16 protein-coding genes are annotated in these 17,434 nt (G+C 70.7%); 9 read left to right on the forward strand and 7 right to left on the reverse strand.

The genetic code is table 11. From position 1 onward, the window contains the following. Nucleotides 1-36 precede the first annotated feature (36 nt). From MKK75_RS07925 to MKK75_RS07940, 4 genes are all read left to right on the forward strand, one after another. The gene (locus tag MKK75_RS07925) at nt 37-2,139 is read left to right on the forward strand and encodes a 3-hydroxyacyl-CoA dehydrogenase NAD-binding domain-containing protein (RefSeq protein ID WP_409567536.1); all 2,103 of its coding nucleotides are present in this window, start codon (nt 37-39) and stop codon (nt 2,137-2,139) included. Between the two features lie 286 nt (nt 2,140-2,425). Beyond that, nucleotides 2,426-3,613, forward strand: a complete 1,188-nt coding sequence (locus tag MKK75_RS07930; protein ID WP_244042052.1) for an acetyl-CoA C-acyltransferase — start codon at nt 2,426-2,428, stop codon at nt 3,611-3,613. Nucleotides 3,614-3,617: 4 nt separating this feature from the next. Then, complete coding sequence (locus MKK75_RS07935) at nt 3,618-4,814, forward strand: acyl-CoA dehydrogenase family protein (RefSeq protein ID WP_244042053.1); 1,197 nt, start codon at nt 3,618-3,620, stop codon at nt 4,812-4,814. Nucleotides 4,815-5,004: 190 nt separating this feature from the next. After that, the gene (locus MKK75_RS07940) at nt 5,005-6,159 is read left to right on the forward strand and encodes an acyl-CoA dehydrogenase family protein (protein ID WP_244042054.1); all 1,155 of its coding nucleotides are present in this window, start codon (nt 5,005-5,007) and stop codon (nt 6,157-6,159) included. 173 nt (nt 6,160-6,332) lie between these two features. Here MKK75_RS07940 and MKK75_RS07945 read toward each other — a convergent pair whose 3' ends face one another. The 4 genes from MKK75_RS07945 to MKK75_RS07960 form a co-directional block, all read right to left on the reverse strand. Beyond that, nucleotides 6,333-7,205, reverse strand: a complete 873-nt coding sequence (locus MKK75_RS07945; RefSeq protein WP_244042055.1) for a tetratricopeptide repeat protein — start codon at nt 7,203-7,205, stop codon at nt 6,333-6,335. Between the two features lie 325 nt (nt 7,206-7,530). Then, nucleotides 7,531-8,643 (reverse strand): 5-(carboxyamino)imidazole ribonucleotide synthase, encoded by a 1,113-nt coding sequence (locus MKK75_RS07950; RefSeq protein ID WP_244042056.1) that lies wholly within the window; start codon nt 8,641-8,643, stop codon nt 7,531-7,533. Continuing rightward, the gene (gene purE / locus MKK75_RS07955) at nt 8,640-9,137 is read right to left on the reverse strand and encodes a 5-(carboxyamino)imidazole ribonucleotide mutase (RefSeq protein WP_244042057.1); all 498 of its coding nucleotides are present in this window, start codon (nt 9,135-9,137) and stop codon (nt 8,640-8,642) included. Before purE ends, MKK75_RS07950 begins: the two co-directional genes overlap by 4 nt. 78 nt (nt 9,138-9,215) lie before the next feature. Next, nucleotides 9,216-9,476 carry a YdcH family protein gene (locus tag MKK75_RS07960; protein WP_409567537.1) on the reverse strand — a complete coding sequence of 87 codons (261 nt, stop codon included), beginning with the start codon at nt 9,474-9,476 and terminating at the stop codon, nt 9,216-9,218. A gap of 131 nt (nt 9,477-9,607) precedes the next feature. Between MKK75_RS07960 and MKK75_RS07965 the strand changes: the two genes are divergently transcribed. From MKK75_RS07965 to MKK75_RS07980, 4 genes are all read left to right on the forward strand, one after another. Further along, complete coding sequence (locus MKK75_RS07965) at nt 9,608-9,790, forward strand: YdcH family protein (RefSeq protein WP_244042058.1); 183 nt, start codon at nt 9,608-9,610, stop codon at nt 9,788-9,790. 369 nt (nt 9,791-10,159) lie between these two features. Next, complete coding sequence (locus MKK75_RS07970; RefSeq protein WP_244042059.1) at nt 10,160-12,085, forward strand: propionyl-CoA synthetase; 1,926 nt, start codon at nt 10,160-10,162, stop codon at nt 12,083-12,085. 209 nt (nt 12,086-12,294) lie between these two features. Continuing rightward, nucleotides 12,295-12,714 carry a CopG family transcriptional regulator gene (locus MKK75_RS07975; RefSeq protein ID WP_244042060.1) on the forward strand — a complete coding sequence of 140 codons (420 nt, stop codon included), beginning with the start codon at nt 12,295-12,297 and terminating at the stop codon, nt 12,712-12,714. 51 nt (nt 12,715-12,765) lie between these two features. Further along, the gene (locus MKK75_RS07980; RefSeq protein WP_244042061.1) at nt 12,766-14,070 is read left to right on the forward strand and encodes an alpha/beta hydrolase family esterase; all 1,305 of its coding nucleotides are present in this window, start codon (nt 12,766-12,768) and stop codon (nt 14,068-14,070) included. A gap of 79 nt (nt 14,071-14,149) precedes the next feature. Here MKK75_RS07980 and MKK75_RS07985 read toward each other — a convergent pair whose 3' ends face one another. Next, a complete protein-coding gene (locus MKK75_RS07985) occupies nt 14,150-14,617 on the reverse strand; it encodes a hypothetical protein (RefSeq protein ID WP_244042062.1) in 468 nt (155 codons plus the stop codon). 189 nt (nt 14,618-14,806) lie between these two features. Between MKK75_RS07985 and MKK75_RS07990 the strand changes: the two genes are divergently transcribed. Then, nucleotides 14,807-15,925, forward strand: a complete 1,119-nt coding sequence (locus MKK75_RS07990; RefSeq protein ID WP_244042063.1) for an NADH:flavin oxidoreductase/NADH oxidase — start codon at nt 14,807-14,809, stop codon at nt 15,923-15,925. Nucleotides 15,926-16,026: 101 nt separating this feature from the next. On the opposite strand, the gene MKK75_RS07995 is transcribed toward MKK75_RS07990, so the two are convergent. After that, nucleotides 16,027-16,353, reverse strand: coding sequence for a hypothetical protein (locus MKK75_RS07995; protein WP_244042064.1), 327 nt, complete (start codon nt 16,351-16,353; stop codon nt 16,027-16,029). Nucleotides 16,354-16,509: 156 nt separating this feature from the next. Further along, the gene (locus tag MKK75_RS08000; protein ID WP_244042065.1) at nt 16,510-17,262 is read right to left on the reverse strand and encodes a phosphodiester glycosidase family protein; all 753 of its coding nucleotides are present in this window, start codon (nt 17,260-17,262) and stop codon (nt 16,510-16,512) included. Between the last annotated feature and the right edge of the window lie 172 nt (nt 17,263-17,434).

The following is a 17,434-nucleotide window of genomic DNA, read 5'->3' on the forward strand; positions in this document are numbered from 1 at the left end:
ACCAACATCGCGCCGACAAGCAGACCATAGTTCTGCATGGTGGAATACAAGAGGGAGTGCCGGGTGGTTCGTCAGGAGGTCGATGGCGGCGTGGCCGTGCTCACGCTCGCCAACCCGCCGGTCAACGCGCTCGGCGCGGCGCTGCGGGCGGCCCTCGCCGGGGCCCTGGACCAGGCCATCGCGGACGATTCGGTCCGCGCCATCGTGCTGGCCGCCGAGGGCCGGGTGTTCGTGGGCGGCGCCGACATCACCGAGTTCGGCAAGCCGCCGCAATCCCCGAGCCTGTCCGACATCCTGGATCGCCTCGACGCGAGCCCGAAGCCCGTGGTGGCGGCGATCGGCGGCGCGGCTCTGGGCGGCGGCCTCGAACTGGCGATGGCCTGCCACGGCCGGGTCGCGGCGCCCGCCGCCAAGCTCGGCCTGCCGGAGATCAAGCTCGGGATCATCCCGGGGGCGGGGGGCACGCAGCGCCTGCCCCGCCTGATCGGGCCGGACGCGGCCTTCCCGATGATGCTCACCGGCGAGCCGGTTCCGGCCGAAAGGGCGGCAGCGCTCGGGATCGTCGATGCCGTGGTGCTGGGCGACCTCGTGGCGGCAGCCCGCACGCGCGCCCTGGAGATCGCCGATTCGGGGCAGCTCCCGCGGGTGCGCGACCGGGTGGACAAGCTCACGCCGGAGGCGCGCGACACGTTCGAGGCTCTGGCCGCCGAAGCGGTGAAGCGCGACCCCGGCGCCACCAACGTCCATGCCCTTGTGCGGGCCGTGCGCGCCGGCCTGGACCCGGAGAATTTCGAGGCCGCCGTGGCGGCCGAGCGGGCCGAGTTCCGCACCCTGGTGGAGGATCCGCGCTCGAAGGCCCTGCGCTACGCCTTCTTCGCCGAGCGGGAGGCGGCCCGGGTTCCGGGCCTGGCGAAGGACACGCCCCGGCGCCCCATCCAAACGGCCGCGGTGATCGGCGCCGGCACGATGGGCGGTGGCATCGCCATGTGCTTCGCCAATGCCGGCATTCCCGTGACGATGATCGAGACGGAGGAGGGCGCCCTGACCCGCGGCCTCGACCGGGTGAAGGGCCTCTATGCCGGCTCGGCCAAGCGCGGCTCGATCACCGAGGCCCAGCGCGACGCGCGGATCGGCCGGATCACGGGCGCGATCGGCCTGGAGCACGCCGGGGAGGCCGATATCGTCATCGAGGCGGCCTTCGAGGATATGGGCGTCAAGCGCGAGATCTTTTCGCGGCTCGATCAGATCGCCAAGCCGGGCGCGATCCTGGCCACCAACACCTCCTACCTCGACGTGAACGCCATCGCGGCGGTGACGAAGCGCCCGCAGGACGTGCTCGGCCTGCACTTCTTCAGCCCGGCCAACGTGATGCGCCTCGTCGAGGTGGTCCGGGCCGGCAAGACCGCGCCGGACGTGCTGGCCACCGCCCTGGAGCTGGGCAAGCGCCTCAACAAGCTGCCGGTAACGGTCGGCGTCTGCTTCGGCTTCGTCGGCAACCGGATGCTGGAGCGCCGCAGCCGGGCGGGCGAGCGGCTGCTGCTCGAAGGGGCGCTGCCGCACGAGGTCGATGCGGCGGTGACGGGTTTCGGCTTCCGGATGGGACCCTTCGCCATGGGCGACCTCGCGGGGCTCGATATCGGCTGGCGCTCGCGCAAGGATTTCGGTGGCCGGGCCCCGGTCGCGGATTCCCTCGCCGAGATGGGCCGCTTCGGCCAGAAGACCGGCCGCGGCTTCTACCTCTACCCGGAGGGCGCCCGCACCGGCACCCGCGATCCGGAGGTGGAGGCGCTGATCGCGCGGGTCGCCGCCGAGCACGGCATCGCGCGCCGCAGCTTCAGTTCGGACGACATCGTGGCGCGGCTGATGTACCCGATGGTCAACGAGGGCGCGCGGATCCTCGCGGAGGGCATCGCGGCCCGTCCGAGCGACATCGATACGATCTGGATCAACGGCTACAACTGGCCCGCGTGGCGCGGCGGCCCGATGCACTGGGCCGACACGGTCGGGCTGAAGACCGTCGCCGAGGCGCTGTCCCGCTTCGCGGCCGAGACCGGCGACGACAGCCAGGAGCCGGCGCCGCTTCTCAAGACGCTCGCCGACGCGGGCGGCCGCTTCGCCGACTGGAAGGCGCAGGTATGAGGCTGCACCAGCGCGAACAGGTGTCAGGACGCAGCCCTTCGTGTGCCAACCCTCTCCCGGGCGCATGGAGCGGAAGCGGAATGCGACCCGGGACCCAGCACAAGACTTCGCGAAGCGGCCAACGGCATCGATTCGAGCCGCTGCGCGGCACTTTGCGTGCTGGATCCCGGATCACCTTCCACTGCGTTCCAGGTGTCCCGGAAAGGGGTCCGGCTCACACGCTCATGGCTGCGAACCCGGCCGCACGGTCCGGTCGCAACATTCTGATGACATTGAGGATTTCGGCATGACCGACGCGGTGATCGTCGCGACCGCCCGCACCCCCATCGGCAAGGCGCATCGCGGCGCGCTCAACCTGACCCGCGGCGCCGACCTCGCCGCCCACGCGATCCGCGGCGCCCTGGACCGGGCGCGCCTAGAGCCGGAGGCGGTCGAGGAGGTGGTGCTCGGCTGCGGCTATCCGGAGAACGCCACGGGCGGCAACATCGCCCGGCATGCCGCCCTGGTGGCGGGGATCTCGGTGGACTCGGCCGGCGTCACCATCTCGCGCTTCTGCGCCTCGGGCCTGGAGGCGATCGCAAGCGCGGCCCGCAGGATCATCCTCGACGGCGTACCCGTCGCGGTGGCGGGCGGCGTCGAGTCGATCAGCCTCGTGCAGCCGAAGGTCCAGCGGGAGTTGACCCGCAACGCGTGGCTGGAGGCCCACCTGCCGGCGATCTACATGCCGATGATCGAGACCGCCGATATCGTGGCGGAGCGCTACGGTATCTCCCGGGAGGCGCAGGATTCTTTTGCGCTTGAGAGCCAGCGCCGCACGGCGGCAGCCCAGGAGCGGGGCCTGTTCGACGACGAGATCGTCCCGATGAGCGCCGTGATGGCGGTGACCGACAAGGCCACCGGCGAGACCCGGGAGGTCGAGACGCGGCTCGCCAAGGACGAGGGCAATCGGCCCGACACAACCCTGGAGGGTCTGGCGAAGCTCAAGCCCGTGCGCGGGGAGGGTGCCTTCATCACGGCGGGCAATGCCAGCCAGCTCTCCGACGGGGCCTCGGCCAGCGTGCTGATGTCGGCCGACGAGGCGGCCCGGCGGGGCCTCACGCCGCTCGGCACCTTCCGGGGCTTCGCCTCGGCGGGCTGCGGGCCGGACGAGATGGGCATCGGCCCGGTCTTCGCGGTGCCGCGGCTGCTGGAGCGGCAGGGCCTGCGGGTCTCCGACATCGACCTGTGGGAGCTGAACGAGGCCTTCGCGTCGCAGTCGGTCTATTGCCGCGACACACTCGGGATCGACCCCGACAAGGTCAACGTCAACGGCGGGGCCATCGCGGTCGGCCACCCGTTCGGCATGTCGGGGGCGCGGCTCGTCGGCCACGCCCTGCTGGAGGGCCGCCGCCGCGGGGCGCGCTACGCCGTCGTGACCATGTGCGTCGCCGGCGGCCAAGGCTGCGCCGGCCTGTTCGAGATCGCCCGGAGCTGAGCCGATGGACCTGCGCTTCACCGAAGAGGAAATCGCGTTCCGCGACGAGGTCCGGAGCTTCTGCCGGACGGAGATACCAGCTGAAATCCGGAAAAAGGTCTCGGAGGGGCGCAGCCTCTCGAAGGACGATTACGTCACCAGCCAGCGGATCCTCAACGCCAAGGGCTGGGCGGTGCCGCACTGGCCCAGGGAATGGGGCGGCCGGGATTGGACCTCGATCCAGCGCTACATCTATACGGAAGAACTGTTCCAGGCGGCGGTGCCGCTGCCGCAGCAGTTCAACTGCTACATGTTCGGCCCGGTGCTGGCGACCTTCGGCCGGGAGGATCAGAAGGCGCGCTTCCTCCCCCGGGCGGCCAACCTCGACGATTGGTGGTGCCAGGGTTTTTCCGAGCCCGGCGCCGGCTCCGACCTCGCCTCGCTCAAGACCAAGGCGGTGCGCGACGGCGACCACTACGTCGTCGACGGCCAGAAGACCTGGACGACGCTCGGCCAGCACGCCGACTGGATCTTCTGCCTCGTCCGCACCGACTTCGAGGCCAAGAAGCAGCGGGGCATCTCCTTCCTGCTGATCGACATGAAGAGCCCCGGCATCACCGTGCGCCCGATCCTGACCCTGGAGGGGCGGCACGAGGTCAACGAGGTCTTCTTCGACGCCGTCCGGGTGCCCGTCGAGAACCTCGTCGGCGAGGAGAACAAGGGCTGGGACTACGCGAAATTCCTGCTCGCCAACGAGCGCACCGGCATCGCCCGGATCGGGCTGACCAAGGAGCGGATCGCCCGGATCAAGCGTCTGGCCCGCGAGATGCCGGCCGGACCGGGGACGATGTGGGACGATCCCGCCTTCCGCACCCGCGTCGCGGAGGTCGAGGTCGAGCTGAAGGCGCTGGAGATCACCCAGATGCGGGTGGCGGCCAAGCAGGGCCGGGCGGATTCGGTCGAGCCCGACCCGGCCTCCTCGCTGCTCAAGATCCGCGGCTCGCAGCTCCAGCAGGCGGCGACCGAGTTGCTGTTGGAATTGGCCGGACCGTTCGCGCTGGCCGCGCCCGCGCGCGGGGCCGGGGCCAACAACCTGCCGGGCGGCTTCGACTGGGTCGATGCGGCGGCCCCGAGCTACTTCAACAACCGCAAGGTCTCGATCTACGGCGGCTCGAACGAGATCCAGCACAACGTCATCGCCAAGGGCATTCTGGGGTTGTGAGCGGCCGGCCCATCCCATCCACACCCTGATCCTGAGGTGCCCGCGTCAGCGGGCCTCGAAGGAAGCCTCCAGCCGGCCGCGCGATCCCTGGAGGGCTCCTTCGAGGCCTCCGCTCCGCTGCGGCACCTCAGGATGAGGGTGTGGGTGGGATGAACGCCGCCGTCGCGACCTTCCGCGAGGGGACACCACCATGGATTTCGACCTGAACGAGGACCAGTCGCTGCTGCGCGACAGCGTCGAGCGGCTCTGCGCCGATCTCTACCCGTCCCTGGAGAGCCGGCAGGCGCGGCTGAAGGCGCCGCTGGGCTTCCCGGCCGAGGGCTGGGCGGCGTTTTCCGAACTCGGCGTCACCGGCCTGCCCTTCTCGGAGGAGGAGGGCGGGTTCGGCGGCGGCCCGGTCGAGACCCTGCTGGTCATGGAGGCGGTGGGCCGTAACCTCGTGGTCGAGCCGCTGCTGGCGAGCCTCGTTCTGGGTTCGACCGCCCTGCGGCTCGGCGGCAGCGCGGCGCAGAAGGACCGTCTCGTCCCAGGCATCGTGGCCGGCGACCTGCGGTTGACCCTCGCCCACACCGAGCGCCAGTCCCGCTACGATCTCGCCGACGTGGCCACCACGGCCCGGCGCAGCGGCGACGGTTTCGTCCTGAGCGGCGCCAAGAGCGTCGTGCCGAACGCCGATGCCGCGGGCCTGATGGTGGTCTCGGCCCGGGTCTCGGGGGAGCGGCGGGACCCGCAGGGGATCGGCCTGTTCCTGCTCCCCGGCGATGCCGCGGGCGTGGCCATCGAGACCTATCCGACCCAGGATGGCGGCCGGGCCGCCGAGGTCTCCTTCTCGGACGTGACGCTCCCGGCCGACGCGGCGCTCGGCGATCCGGAGGGCGGCCTGCCGCTCCTCGAGCGGGTGGTGGAGCACGGCATCGCGGCGCTCGCCGCCGACGCGGTGGGCTCCATGGACGCGCTCCACAAGCTGACCGTCGAGTATCTCAAGACCCGCAAGCAGTTCGGCGTCAGCGTCGGCTCGTTCCAGGCGCTGCAGCACCGGGCCGTGGACATGCTGATCCAGTTGGAGCAGGCCCGCTCGATGGCGCTCTACGCCGCCATGATGGTGGACACGGCCGACGCCAAAGCGCGGGCGGCCGCCCTCTCAGCCGTGAAGGTGCAGATCAACAAGGCCTGCCGGTACGTCGGCCAGGAGGCGGTGCAGCTCCACGGCGGCATCGGCATGACGCTCGAATATATCGGCGCCCACCACTTCAAGCGGCTCGCCATGATTGAGTACCAGCTCGGCGACACCGCCCACCACCTGCGCCGGATCACGCAGGACGAGAACGGCCTGCTGGCGGCGTGATCCAGGCGAATAAGGGTTTCCAAAGCGCGAGCCCTTTGGTGGGGTGTCGGGGTGAAACCCCGGCATACGGATCCTGACCCCCTTCTGGGGGCCAGGATCCGTACAGCAGGGCTCTGCCCTGCACCCGCCAAAGGACTCGTCCTTTAGGATCCCCTTTTCGGATCGTCGCGCGATCAGTTGAACAGCGAGCCGACCCCGCCCTGCACCCGGCCGAGGCCGGCGCGCGCGACGGCGTTGTTCGGCTCGATCGTCGCGGCGCGCTGGTAATTGTCGAGCGCCTCCTTGCGCTGGCCCTGCTTCTCGTAGGCCAGGCCGCGATACGCCCAGGAGGTGGCGTCCTTGTTGTTGACGTTGAGCGCCGCGTTGTAGTCCTCGATCGCCTTCCCGTACTGGTTGGTGGCGATCAGGCTCTGGCCCCGGGCCGCGTAGGGGGCGGCCACGAAGGGGTTGCGGTCGATGGCGGCGTCGAAATCGGCGATCGCCTGGGTCTCCTGACCCTGCTTCTGCCGCACGAGGCCGCGGGCGTGGTACGCCTCGGCCGATTCGGGGCTCAGCCGGATCGCGATGTTGAGGTCGTTCAGCGCCGCATCGAGGTTGCCCTGGGCGCGCTCGACATTGGCGCGGCCGATATAGGCCGGCCCGTAATTCGGATCGACGGTGATCGCCTTGCTGAAGTCCTGCAGCGCGGCCGCGTCGCGCCCGATCTGGCGGCTGGCCAGCGCCCGGTTGTTGTAGGCGGAGGCCGAGTTCGGATCGAGCTGGATCGCCTTGGTGAAATCCGCGCTGGCGTCGTTGAACTGGCCGGCGCGGGCATAGGCGGCGCCGCGGGTGGTGTAGGCCGCCGCGTCGTTCGGGTTGCGCTGGATCACCTCGGTCAGCGAGGCGATGTTGACCGTGGTGGCGCCCGTGGTGTCCGTCTCCAGCACCGCGTATTGGCGCGGTCCGGCGGCACTGCCGACGGTCTCGCAGCCCGCGAGCGCCGCGGCCGAGACCAGGGCCGCGCCGATCAGCGCCGTCTTGTGTGCCAGCCCGTTGCGTACGATCATCGCCCCACTCTCCCCGGGGACCGGCCCGCATCCTGCGCGCCCGCCCCGCCCCTCGCCGTTCCAGAGCCCGCGCCGCGCGCCGGGCACACCCGATCCGGGGCACCGTCGCGCAGCACGGTGAAGGCCGGCTTAAGAAGCGCCCCTGCGCGATCCGACCCGCCGCTCGTCCGGCAGGACGGCGCTGGAGAATCGACCGGCGGCATTCGGCACCGACCACGCCGTGGTGGAAGCGGCGGGATGTGGCGAAGGTATGGCCCGCGCGCGGTACGGCGGCGCTTCGAGGGCTCAAGCCGATACGCGACCGCTCGGGTGTGCCCCCGAAGCCTCAGAAACCGGCTGGCCGGGAGCCCAACCGGGTGACGTGCCCCATCTTCCGGCCGGCCCGGGCCGCGCCCTTACCGTAGAGGTGGAGTTGCGCGCCGGGCTCGGCCAGCAGCGCGTGCCAGTCGTCGGCCTGGGCGCCGATCAGGTTGCGCATCTCCACCGGCAGTCCGCCGACCCGGGCCGGATCGCCGAGCGGCCAGCCGCAGACCGCCCGGACGTGCTGGGCGAATTGCGAGGTCAGCGCGCCCTCGATGGTCCAGTGGCCGGAATTGTGGACCCGCGGCGCGATCTCGTTGACCACGAGCCGCTCCGCCCCGTCCTCCCGCACCAGGAACATCTCCACGGCGAGCACGCCGACATAATCGAGCGCGTCGGCGATGCGCTTGGCGATGTCGAGGGCGGCGCGGCCCGTCTCGGCCGTAAGCCCGGGGGCAGGCACCCGGGTCAGCGCCAGGATATGGTCTTGGTGCTCATTCTCGCACAGGTCGAAGGCCGCGAAGCTGCCGTCCCGGGCTCGGGCGCCCACCACCGAGACCTCGCGCTCGAACGGCACGAAACCCTCCAGGATCAGCGGCGCGCCGCCGAACTCGGCGAACAGGGCGTTGCGGTCGCCCTCGGCCCGCTCGCGCAGGATGCGCTGGCCCTTGCCGTCATAGCCGAACCGGCGGGTCTTGAGCACCGCCGGCAGGCCGATCGCGGCGACGGCCCGGTCGAGATCGTCCGGCGTATCGACCGCCTGGAACAGCGCGGTGGGGATACCCAGCCCGTTGACGAATGCCTTCTCGGTCAGGCGGTCCTGGGTGGTCGAGAGCGCCCGCGCGTTCGGGTGCAGCGGGGCGTGCGCCGCCAGGATGTCGGCGGTGGCGTGGGGGATGTTCTCGAACTCGTAGGTGACGACGTCGACGCTGCGCGCGAAGTCCGCCAGCGCCTCCGCATCGTCGTAGGCCGCGCAGGTGGTGCGGGCCGCGACGTCGAAGGCGGGGCTGTCGCGGTCGGGGGCGTAGACGTGCACCTTGAGGCCGTAATTCGCCGCCGCGAGTGCGATCATGCGCCCGAGCTGCCCGCCGCCGACGATGCCGAGGGTGGAGCCGGGGCCGAGATTCCTGTCCGTCACGATGACGCTTCCGTCTCCGGCCGCTCGGCCACCGACGCGGTCTGAGCCGCGCGCCACGATTCGAGACGCTCCGCCAAGCCGGGGTCGGAGAGCGCCAGCACCGATGCGGCCAGCAGCGCCGCGTTGACCGCCCCGGCCCGGCCGATCGCCAGGGTGCCCACGGGGATCCCGGCCGGCATCTGCACGATGGAGAGCAGGCTGTCCTGGCCCGAGAGCGCCTTCGACTCCACCGGAACGCCGAAGACCGGCAGGCGGGTCATGGAAGCCGCCATGCCGGGCAAATGCGCGGCGCCGCCCGCCCCCGCGATCACGACCTTGAGGCCGGACGCGACCGCCCCCTTGGCGAAGGCCACGAGACGGTCGGGGGTGCGGTGGGCCGAGACGATCCGGGCATCGTAGGGCACGGCCAGCGCGTCGAGCGTCTCGGCGGCGTGCCGCATGGTTGCCCAGTCGGACTGGCTGCCCATGATGATCGCGACCGGAGGCGACGCCATCGTTGATCCCGGCAAAAGAGGGCGCTTACAGGCGCGGCGGCCCTGCGGCAAGGCGGGGTCCGGGGGCGTCCACCGGTATCAGGCGATGATGTCCGGCGTCAGCGCGTCCTCGATGTGGAAGATGCGGTCGCGCAGGGTAAGCTTGCGCTTCTTCAGGCGCTGGATCTGCAGTTGATCGCCGGCGACGCTGCGCTCCAGCGCCTCGATGGCGCCGTCGAGATCCCGGTGCTCCTCGCGCAACCGGGCCAGCTCGGCCTGGAGTTCCGACTGCGCGCTCTCACCCGACTCGTCCGCCATCGTCACCTGCGGGCCAAAAATTCGCTCATCGCCCAAGAGCATGCGTCACGCCCATCCACGGGACAAGCCGGCCCGGCAAGCCTTCACCAAGCTTAGCCGGAGAAAACGCTTCAACAGGTGCGGCATCCTGTGTCAGTCTCGGCATGTCGAAACGATGACAGGAGATTCGACTCATGTCGCTGCAGACGCATCTGAGCCAACTCGCCCGGAAGCACGAAGCCCTCGAGCGCGAGATTCAGGAAGCGATCCACAGGCCTTCGGCGAACGACCTCCACATCGCCGAACTGAAGCGACGGAAACTCCTCCTCAAGGACGAGATGAACCGGCTCCGGGGGAACGGCGACACCCTGCACTGACCCGCTGATCGAACTCTCCCGGTAACAGACCTAGCACGACTGAAGGCCGCCGCGTCGGGAGCCCCGGTGCGGCGGTTGTTTTGATTTATGCGGGGCCGCTTCGCGGCGTGTTCCTGTGCTGGTTCCCGGATCAGGTTCCGCTAACGCTCCACCTGTCCAGGAAAGGGTGAGATGGACAATGAAGTGCGCGGCCCTTTCCCGGGCGCATGCAGCGCCAGCGGAATGCGACCCGAGATCCAGCACATAAAGCGCCGCGACAGCGGCACCATTGTCCCGGTCCCCGTTACGGGCGCGCACCCGCCTCGCTCCCGCACGAGAATGCGCTAATCTGCCCCCGCCGCCGGAGAGCGGCACGGGGAACGCCGACCGATGACGACCACCAGCCTTCCGGGCCGCTATCCGCAGATCTACGACTCGGCCCGCCGCGATCCGGAGGCGTTCTGGCTCGACGCGGCCCGGGCGATCGACTGGGCGCAGGCGCCGAACCGGGCCTTCGCGGCGGAATCCGGTCCCTACGGCCGCTGGTTCCCGGACGGGTCGCTCAACGCCTGCCACAACACGGTGGACCGCCACGCCGACGGGAAGCGCGCGGATCAGGTGGCGATCCGCTACGATTCCCCCGTCACCGGCACGAAGCGCAGCATCACCTACCGGGACTTGCGCGAGGAAGTCTCGACGCTGGCCGCCGTGCTCGCCGGGCTCGGGGTCGGCAAGGGCGACCGGGTGATCCTCTACATGCCGATGGTGCCCGAGGCCTTGTTCGGCATGCTGGCCTGCGCGCGGCTCGGCGCGGTCCATTCCGTGGTGTTCGGCGGCTTCGCGGCGAACGAACTGGCGGTGCGGATCGAGGACGCGGCGCCCAAGGTGGTGCTGGCCGCCTCCTGCGGGATCGAGCCGAACCGGGTGGTCGCCTACAAGCCGCTCCTCGATGCGGCGCTCGACACCGCGCGCCACAAGCCCGAGGCCTGCCTGATCCTCCAGCGCCCGCAAGGCCCGGCGACGCTCGTGCCCGGGCGGGACCGCGACTGGGCCGAGGCCGTGGCGGACGCCGCGGCGGCCGGAGAGCGCACGCCGTGCGTGCCGGTCGCCGCCACCGACCCGCTCTACATCCTCTACACCTCCGGAACGACCGGAAAGCCCAAGGGCGTGGTCCGCGACACCGGCGGCTACCTCGTGGCGCTCGCGTGGTCGATGCCCAACCTTTACGGGGTCCAGCCTGGCGAGACCTATTTCTGCGCCTCCGACATCGGCTGGGTCGTCGGGCATTCCTACATCGTCTACGCGCCGCTGCTGCACGGCTGCACCACGGTGCTGTACGAGGGCAAGCCGGTCGGCACCCCCGATGCCGGCGCCTTCTGGCGGGTGGTCTCCGAATACGGCGTCGCGTGCCTGTTCACGGCCCCGACGGCGCTGCGCGCCATCAAGAAAGAGGATTCCAAAGGCGCCCGGATCGCCGACTACGACCTCTCGGCCTTCCGCAGCCTGTTCCTGGCCGGCGAGCGGGCGGATCCGGATTCGGTCGCCTGGGCCGAGCGTGTGCTGGACCGGCCGGTGATTGACCATTGGTGGCAGACCGAGACCGGCTGGCCGATCGCCGGCAACCCGCTGGGGCTCGGCCTGCTGCCGGTGAAGCACGGCAGCACCTGCGTGCCGATGCCGGGCTACCGGGTCGAGGTTCTGGACGAGGGCGGCAAGCCCGTCCCCGCCGGCACGATGGGCACGATCGCGATCCGACTGCCGCTGCCCCCCGGCTGCCTGCCGACCCTCTGGGGCTCGGACGACCGCATGCGGTCGAGCTACCTCGCCACCTTCCCGGGCTACTACGACACCTCGGATGCCGGGGTGATCGACGCGGACGGCTACATCACGGTCCTGGGGCGGACCGACGACATCATCAACGTGGCGGGCCATCGGCTCTCGACCGGCGGCATGGAGGCGGTGCTGGCCGGCCATCCGGACGTCGCCGAATGCGCGGTGATCGGCATCCGCGATGCCCTGAAGGGGGAGGTCCCCTGCGGCTTCGTGGTGCTGAAGGCCGGCGTCGACCGGCCGACCGCCGAGATCGAGCGAGAATTCGTCGCCAAGGTGCGCGACGAGATCGGCCCGGTGGCGGCGTTCAAGCTGGCGCTCACCGTGCCGCGGCTGCCGAAAACCCGGTCCGGCAAGATCCTGCGCGCCACCATGAAGCGCATCGCCGACCACGAGCCCTGGACGATGCCCGCCACGATCGACGACGCCACCGCCCTCGACGAGATCGGCGAGAGCCTGAAGGACCGCGGCATCGGCAAGAATTAGGGATCCCAAAGGGCCGAGCCCTTTGGCGTGGTGTCGGGGCGGAGCCCTGATATTGGGCTTCGCCCGAACCCAGCAGGGCTCCGCCCTGCACCCGCGAAAGGGCTCGCCCTTTCGAAACCCCGCCTTTTCGGACTGGGTTGCCCTTGCGCCTCGCCGCCCCATCGCCATCTCTAGACCATCCAACCGGATGGTCTAGAGATGGCGACGCGATGAACGACACTGGACGCGAGCCCCGGCCGAAGCTGCCCGACAGCGAGAAGATCACGGTCAATCTCGGCTTCGTCGATCTGGGGCGCATCGACCTGATGGTCCGCGACGGCTTCTACGCCAACCGGGCCGACTTCATCCGCACCGCCGTGCGCAACCAGCTCGACCGCCAGGAGGAGGCGGTCCGGCATTCGGTGGCGCGGCGCCAGCTCCGCCTGGGCCTCTCGCACTATTCGCGCGCCGAGCTGGAGGCGGCCCGGGATGCCGGTGCGCCGCTGCACATCCAGGTCCTGGGCCTCGCCACGATCGCCGCCGACGTCACGCCCGAACTGGCCCGGGCCGCCATCGCCTCCGTGGAGGTGCTGGGCGCCTTCCAGGCCAGCGCCGCCGTCAAGGCGGCGCTCGCCGACCGCACGACCTGACCCCCCGGCGCGACCCCCGCGCCCGGACGCCATCGCACAAGGATCCGCCCCATGTTCCGTTTCCCCAAATTCGATCCGTCGAAGCTCGACCCTTCGGCGTTCGGAATACCAAAATTCGATCCCCACGCCTTCGAGGCGGCAGCGGCGCGGAAGGCGGCGGGAGCCGGGGGCCGGGCCGCCCGGATGCAGGCGGCGATGGCGCGGTTCCGCCGGGCCCAGGAGGCCGCCGTCGCGCAGTGGACCGAGGCCCGGCGCGGCATGGCCGACCGGCCCGAGAGTGCCGGCCGAGACTCAGCCGGCCAAAACTCAGCCAAGCATGACGGGCCGACCCTCGACATGGAGGCGCCCAGGACGGCCGGCGGTGCCTGGACCGCGCCGGACCAGACCGGCGGTTCGAAGCCGGGGGCGGGCCCGGACCTGTCGGCCATGATGCGGGCCCTGCGCGAGCAGATGCCGAAGACCGCGCCGGCAGGCCGCGGTCCCGCCGTGGCGGTTCCGCCCGGCGCGCGGTTCGAGGAGCGGGTGTTCACGGGGGGCGCCGGCAGCCGGCGCTACAAGGTCTACATCCCGAGCGGCTATGCCGGTCAGGCCCTGCCCCTCGTGGTAATGCTGCACGGCTGCACCCAGAACCCCGACGATTTCGCCGCCGGGACGCAGATGAACGCGCTCGCCGAGGAACAGACCTTCCTGGTCGCCTACCCGGAGCAGCCGCAATCGGCCAACATGCAGCGCTGCTGGAACTGGTACGCGGCCGGCGATCAGGTCCGCGACGGCGGCGAGCCGGAACTCATCGCCGGGATCGCCCGGGCGGTGCTGGCGGAGTTCTCGGCCGACCCGACCCGGGTCTACGCGGCCGGGCTCTCGGCGGGCGGGGCGGCGGCGGCGATCCTGGCGGCGACCTATCCGGACCTGTTCGCGGCGGTCGGCGTCCATTCCGGGCTGGCCTGCGGGGCGGCCCGGGACATGCCCGGCGCCTTCGCGGCCATGAAGGGGCAGGGCGCGGCGGCGGGACGCAACCGGCGGCCGGTTCCGACCATCGTGATCCACGGCGACGGCGACCGGACCGTGCATCCCGTCAACGGCGATCAGGTGGCGGCGCAGGCGGCGCCGGCCTCGGGCCTCACCGAGACGGTCACCCGAGACAAGAGCCCGGGCGGCATGGCCTACACCCGGACGGTCCGCAACGACGCGTCGGGCACGCCGGTGCTGGAGCAGTGGGTCCTGCACGGGGCCGGGCATGCGTGGTCGGGCGGCAGTCCGCAGGGATCCTACACCGATCCCCGCGGCCCGGATGCCAGCCGCGCGATGCTCCGGTTCTTCCTGCAGCACCGCGCCGGAACCGGCACGGTCGCGTAGGGCGCCGATCGGACGTCGGAACGGGGCTTCGACAGGCGCGACGGCACCGGACCCGCGGTGCCGTCGTGGTGACGGCGTATCAATCCGCGTCCGGCCCGTCGGCATCCTCGTCCAGGTCGGCGGGGGCCGACCGGTCCAGGGCCGGTGCGTAGGCACCCTGCGGCGGCCCCGCGGCGACTGAAGCGGCCATGCTCCGCCGCCCCGGCTCGGACGGGATCAGGGTCGCGGTCGCCGCGATCAGGCCGGCCATCGAGCGCAGCTTCTCGGGCTGGCGCGGATCGCGGGCGATCAGCGCCGCGTCCTGCTGCAGGCGCAGGTTGCAAGCCTCCGAGGGCAGCCCACCCGCAGGCGTGCAGGCGTCGTGACGCGCGCAGGCCGCGTCGAGGGCGTCGATCGGCGGCAGCGGGGCGTTGTTGCCCGGCCCGCAATAGTTGCCGTGGATCAGGATCTTGGGTCCGCCGAAGGCGGCGGGCTGGGCCTGCGAAGGCGCCGCGAGCGCGGCGTAGCCGGCAGCGAGGAGCAGGGGGGCGGCAAATCTCGTGAGCATCGTTCTGAACCTTAAGCGATGACGCCCCCTCAGGCGGCATGCGTCGGTTGCCGCGACGCGGCGACAGGCCGAAAAACCGCGGGTTGTCTGCGCAAGTTCCCGCCCCCCGCCCGCAGAGGTGCTGTGCCGCACCGCACTGGCTCCCGCGCCCGTCCTGCGCCAGAGTGACCGCTCCACCGGGAGTTGCCGATGACCGCTCGCCTGTTCGAACCGCTGACGCTCGATGCGCTCAGCCTCGACAACCGCATCCTGATCGCGCCGATGTGCCAGTATTCGGCCCGGGACGGCGAGGCCACCGACTGGCACATGATGCATCTGGGCGGGCTCGCCATGTCGGGGGCCGGCCTGCTGACCCTGGAGGCCACCGCGGTCTCCCCGGAGGCGCGGATCACCGCCTGGGATCTCGGCCTCTACAACGACGGCTGCGAGCGGGCGCTGGCCCGCGTGCTCGACGCGGTGCGCGACTACGCGCCGATCCCGGTCTGCATCCAGATCGCCCATGCCGGGCGCAAGGCGTCGAGCGACGCCCCCTGGGCTGGCGGCCAGCAGATCCCGCCGGAGCACCCTTACGGCTGGCGCACCGAGGCACCCTCGGCGGTGGCGCACGGGGAGGGCGAGGTCCCGCCCCACGCCCTCGACGCAGCCGACCTGAAGCGCATCCGCGACCAGTTCGTGGCCACCGCCAAGCGCGCCGTGCGGCTCGGCATCGAGGCCGTGGAGCTGCACGGCGCCCACGGCTACCTGCTGCACCAGTTCCTGTCGCCGATCGCCAACAAGCGCACCGACCAGTACGGCGGCAGCCTGGAAAACCGGATGCGCTTCCCCCTGGAGGTCTACGACGCGGTGCGCGACGTCGTGCCCGCGGGCAGCCCCGTCTGGCTGCGCGTCTCGGCCACCGACTGGGTGGAGGACGGCTGGGACATCGACGAGACCGTGGAGCTGGCAAAAGCCCTCAAGCGGGCCGGCTCGCCCGCGCTCCACGTCTCCACGGGGGGCGTCTCGCCCAAGCAGGCGATCACGCTCGGGCCGGGCTATCAGGTGCCCTATGCCGAGCGGATCAAGGCCGAGACCGGGCTGACCACCATCGCGGTCGGGCTGATCACCGAAACCCAGCAGGCCGAGGCGATCCTGCAGGAGGGGCGGGCGGACGCGATCTCGCTGGCTCGCGCCATGCTGTACGACCCGCGCTGGCCCTGGCACGCAGCCGCCGAACTCGGCGCCCGGGTTCGCGCGCCGAAGCAGTACTGGCGCTCGCAGCCGCGGGAATACAAGGACCTGTTCAAGGACACGGCGTTCGGGCAGCGGTGAGGCGTTTGGCCGTGGGCGCATCGGGCTGGCCCCGGGCGCCCGGACAGGCGGCCGCCAGTCGTGCGGGCTCAAGCGGTGCGGCGGGAAGATCGGTCCGCGAGTTACCCGCCCGCCATACACTTCTTGACGTGCTCTCTCCGAAGTTGCCGATTGTATTCGGCGTACTGCGTCGATCCTTTTCCGCCAGAGATCATGGCAGCAGCTTCGGACCTGCATTTGATCCGAAGCGGTGTATCGTCCGGTTTGGGAGCGTATGTAAACCCACGCGCATTGCCGGCATAGGCCGATACCTGAAAGCCAGCGACGCTCACAGCGACGAAAGCAGTTACGATTTGAATTATGCGCATCGAACGATCCAGATAAAACTTTAAGTTATTCTCCATCATGGCACGAATGCTGATATCGTCAACCAGCTCATCGTGCGTCACGGCGAGGTTCGGGGGACGCACATTTGCAGTCGCGGTCCGAACATCGGCATGCGGGCCAAGCGCTCGCCGTTTGCCCCCGTCATCACGAGCGGATCGCCGAGCGATCGATGGTCCCCGGTGAACAGGCGTTCTGTGCCGGCCGTTCGCGGTGACGCTCTATCGCGCCGTCGCCCCGATCACCGGCCCAAGCGGCCGACTGATGTCGGTTCGGCCGAGATTCGGCGCGTGGAGGCTCGACACCGTGCCGTCGAGGAACAGGGCGTTGCGGCAGCCGAGGTCGTCCTTGAACAGCCGCGCGAAGGCCCCGAAGGTCACCGGGCGTTCGGAGATCGCGAAGAGCGCCACGTGGCCGTCCTCGGACACGCCGACGCCGTTGCGGATCTTCTGGCTCGGCCCGTCGGCCGAGATTTTCGGGTGGATCTGGCCGTCGATCACCAGCATCGGCCCGGACTGCGTCGCGTAATCCGGGCGGATCTTGTCGCGCAGGTAGTGCGCGGTGTCGAGCACGCCTGCGCGCTCGCCCTTCACCCAGAACACGCCGTTCGGCTTGAGGTGGAAGTTGCCCGGGCCGTCCGCGGTCGAGACGTGCTTCATCTCGCGCCCGCCCTCGACGTACAGGCCCACCGGCGCCTGATCCTTGTCGTACATGCCGGCATTCATCGCGAAGTCGAGGTGCCCACCCTGAGCCTCGGCGAGCGTACCGAGCGATCCGTAGGGCCGCCCGTCCGGCTGCAGCCAGAACAGGCGCAGCCGCTGCCGCCGCAGGTCGATCGTGCAGACCGTGAAGCTCTCGCCCTGGGCCTCCACCGCCCGGCAGGGCTCGGAGGCCGACGGCGCGGCCAAGGCGCCGTGCGGCGCGGTCAGCGCGAGGAGCGCGATCAACAGGGCGTGAGCCGGGCGTAGCGTCATGACTCGATCCAGGCTGTTCGGGGGGTGGTTGCGGCGCCTGTCGCCCCCGAAAGCGGCGATTTTCAAGCCTGAAGCCGTCCCAGGGCTTGCCGGTCGAACAGCGGCGGCACGCCGCAATCCTCACCTGAACTGTTTCATACAGTCCGACGTTACTACGCACTGAGGGCGGTTT

It is taken from the genome of Methylobacterium sp. J-030 (genome assembly GCF_022829545.1).
Classification (GTDB): Bacteria; Pseudomonadota; Alphaproteobacteria; order Rhizobiales; family Beijerinckiaceae; genus Methylobacterium.

What these genes read in the sequence shown, in the direction of transcription:
- MKK75_RS07925 (WP_409567536.1), top strand. Translation starts at nt 37, where the DNA reads ATGGTGGAATACAAGAGGGAGTGCCGGGTGGTTCGTCAGGAGGTCGAT.
- MKK75_RS07930 (WP_244042052.1), top strand. Translation starts at nt 2,426, where the DNA reads ATGACCGACGCGGTGATCGTCGCGACCGCCCGCACCCCCATCGGCAAG.
- MKK75_RS07935 (WP_244042053.1), top strand. Translation starts at nt 3,618, where the DNA reads ATGGACCTGCGCTTCACCGAAGAGGAAATCGCGTTCCGCGACGAGGTC.
- MKK75_RS07940 (WP_244042054.1), top strand. Translation starts at nt 5,005, where the DNA reads ATGGATTTCGACCTGAACGAGGACCAGTCGCTGCTGCGCGACAGCGTC.
- MKK75_RS07945 (WP_244042055.1), bottom strand. Translation starts at nt 7,205, where the DNA reads ATGATCGTACGCAACGGGCTGGCACACAAGACGGCGCTGATCGGCGCG.
- purE (WP_244042057.1), bottom strand. Translation starts at nt 9,137, where the DNA reads ATGGCGTCGCCTCCGGTCGCGATCATCATGGGCAGCCAGTCCGACTGG.
- MKK75_RS07960 (WP_409567537.1), bottom strand. Translation starts at nt 9,476, where the DNA reads ATGCTCTTGGGCGATGAGCGAATTTTTGGCCCGCAGGTGACGATGGCG.
- MKK75_RS07965 (WP_244042058.1), top strand. Translation starts at nt 9,608, where the DNA reads ATGTCGCTGCAGACGCATCTGAGCCAACTCGCCCGGAAGCACGAAGCC.
- MKK75_RS07970 (WP_244042059.1), top strand. Translation starts at nt 10,160, where the DNA reads ATGACGACCACCAGCCTTCCGGGCCGCTATCCGCAGATCTACGACTCG.
- MKK75_RS07975 (WP_244042060.1), top strand. Translation starts at nt 12,295, where the DNA reads ATGAACGACACTGGACGCGAGCCCCGGCCGAAGCTGCCCGACAGCGAG.
- MKK75_RS07980 (WP_244042061.1), top strand. Translation starts at nt 12,766, where the DNA reads ATGTTCCGTTTCCCCAAATTCGATCCGTCGAAGCTCGACCCTTCGGCG.
- MKK75_RS07985 (WP_244042062.1), bottom strand. Translation starts at nt 14,617, where the DNA reads ATGCTCACGAGATTTGCCGCCCCCCTGCTCCTCGCTGCCGGCTACGCC.
- MKK75_RS07990 (WP_244042063.1), top strand. Translation starts at nt 14,807, where the DNA reads ATGACCGCTCGCCTGTTCGAACCGCTGACGCTCGATGCGCTCAGCCTC.
- MKK75_RS08000 (WP_244042065.1), bottom strand. Translation starts at nt 17,262, where the DNA reads ATGACGCTACGCCCGGCTCACGCCCTGTTGATCGCGCTCCTCGCGCTG.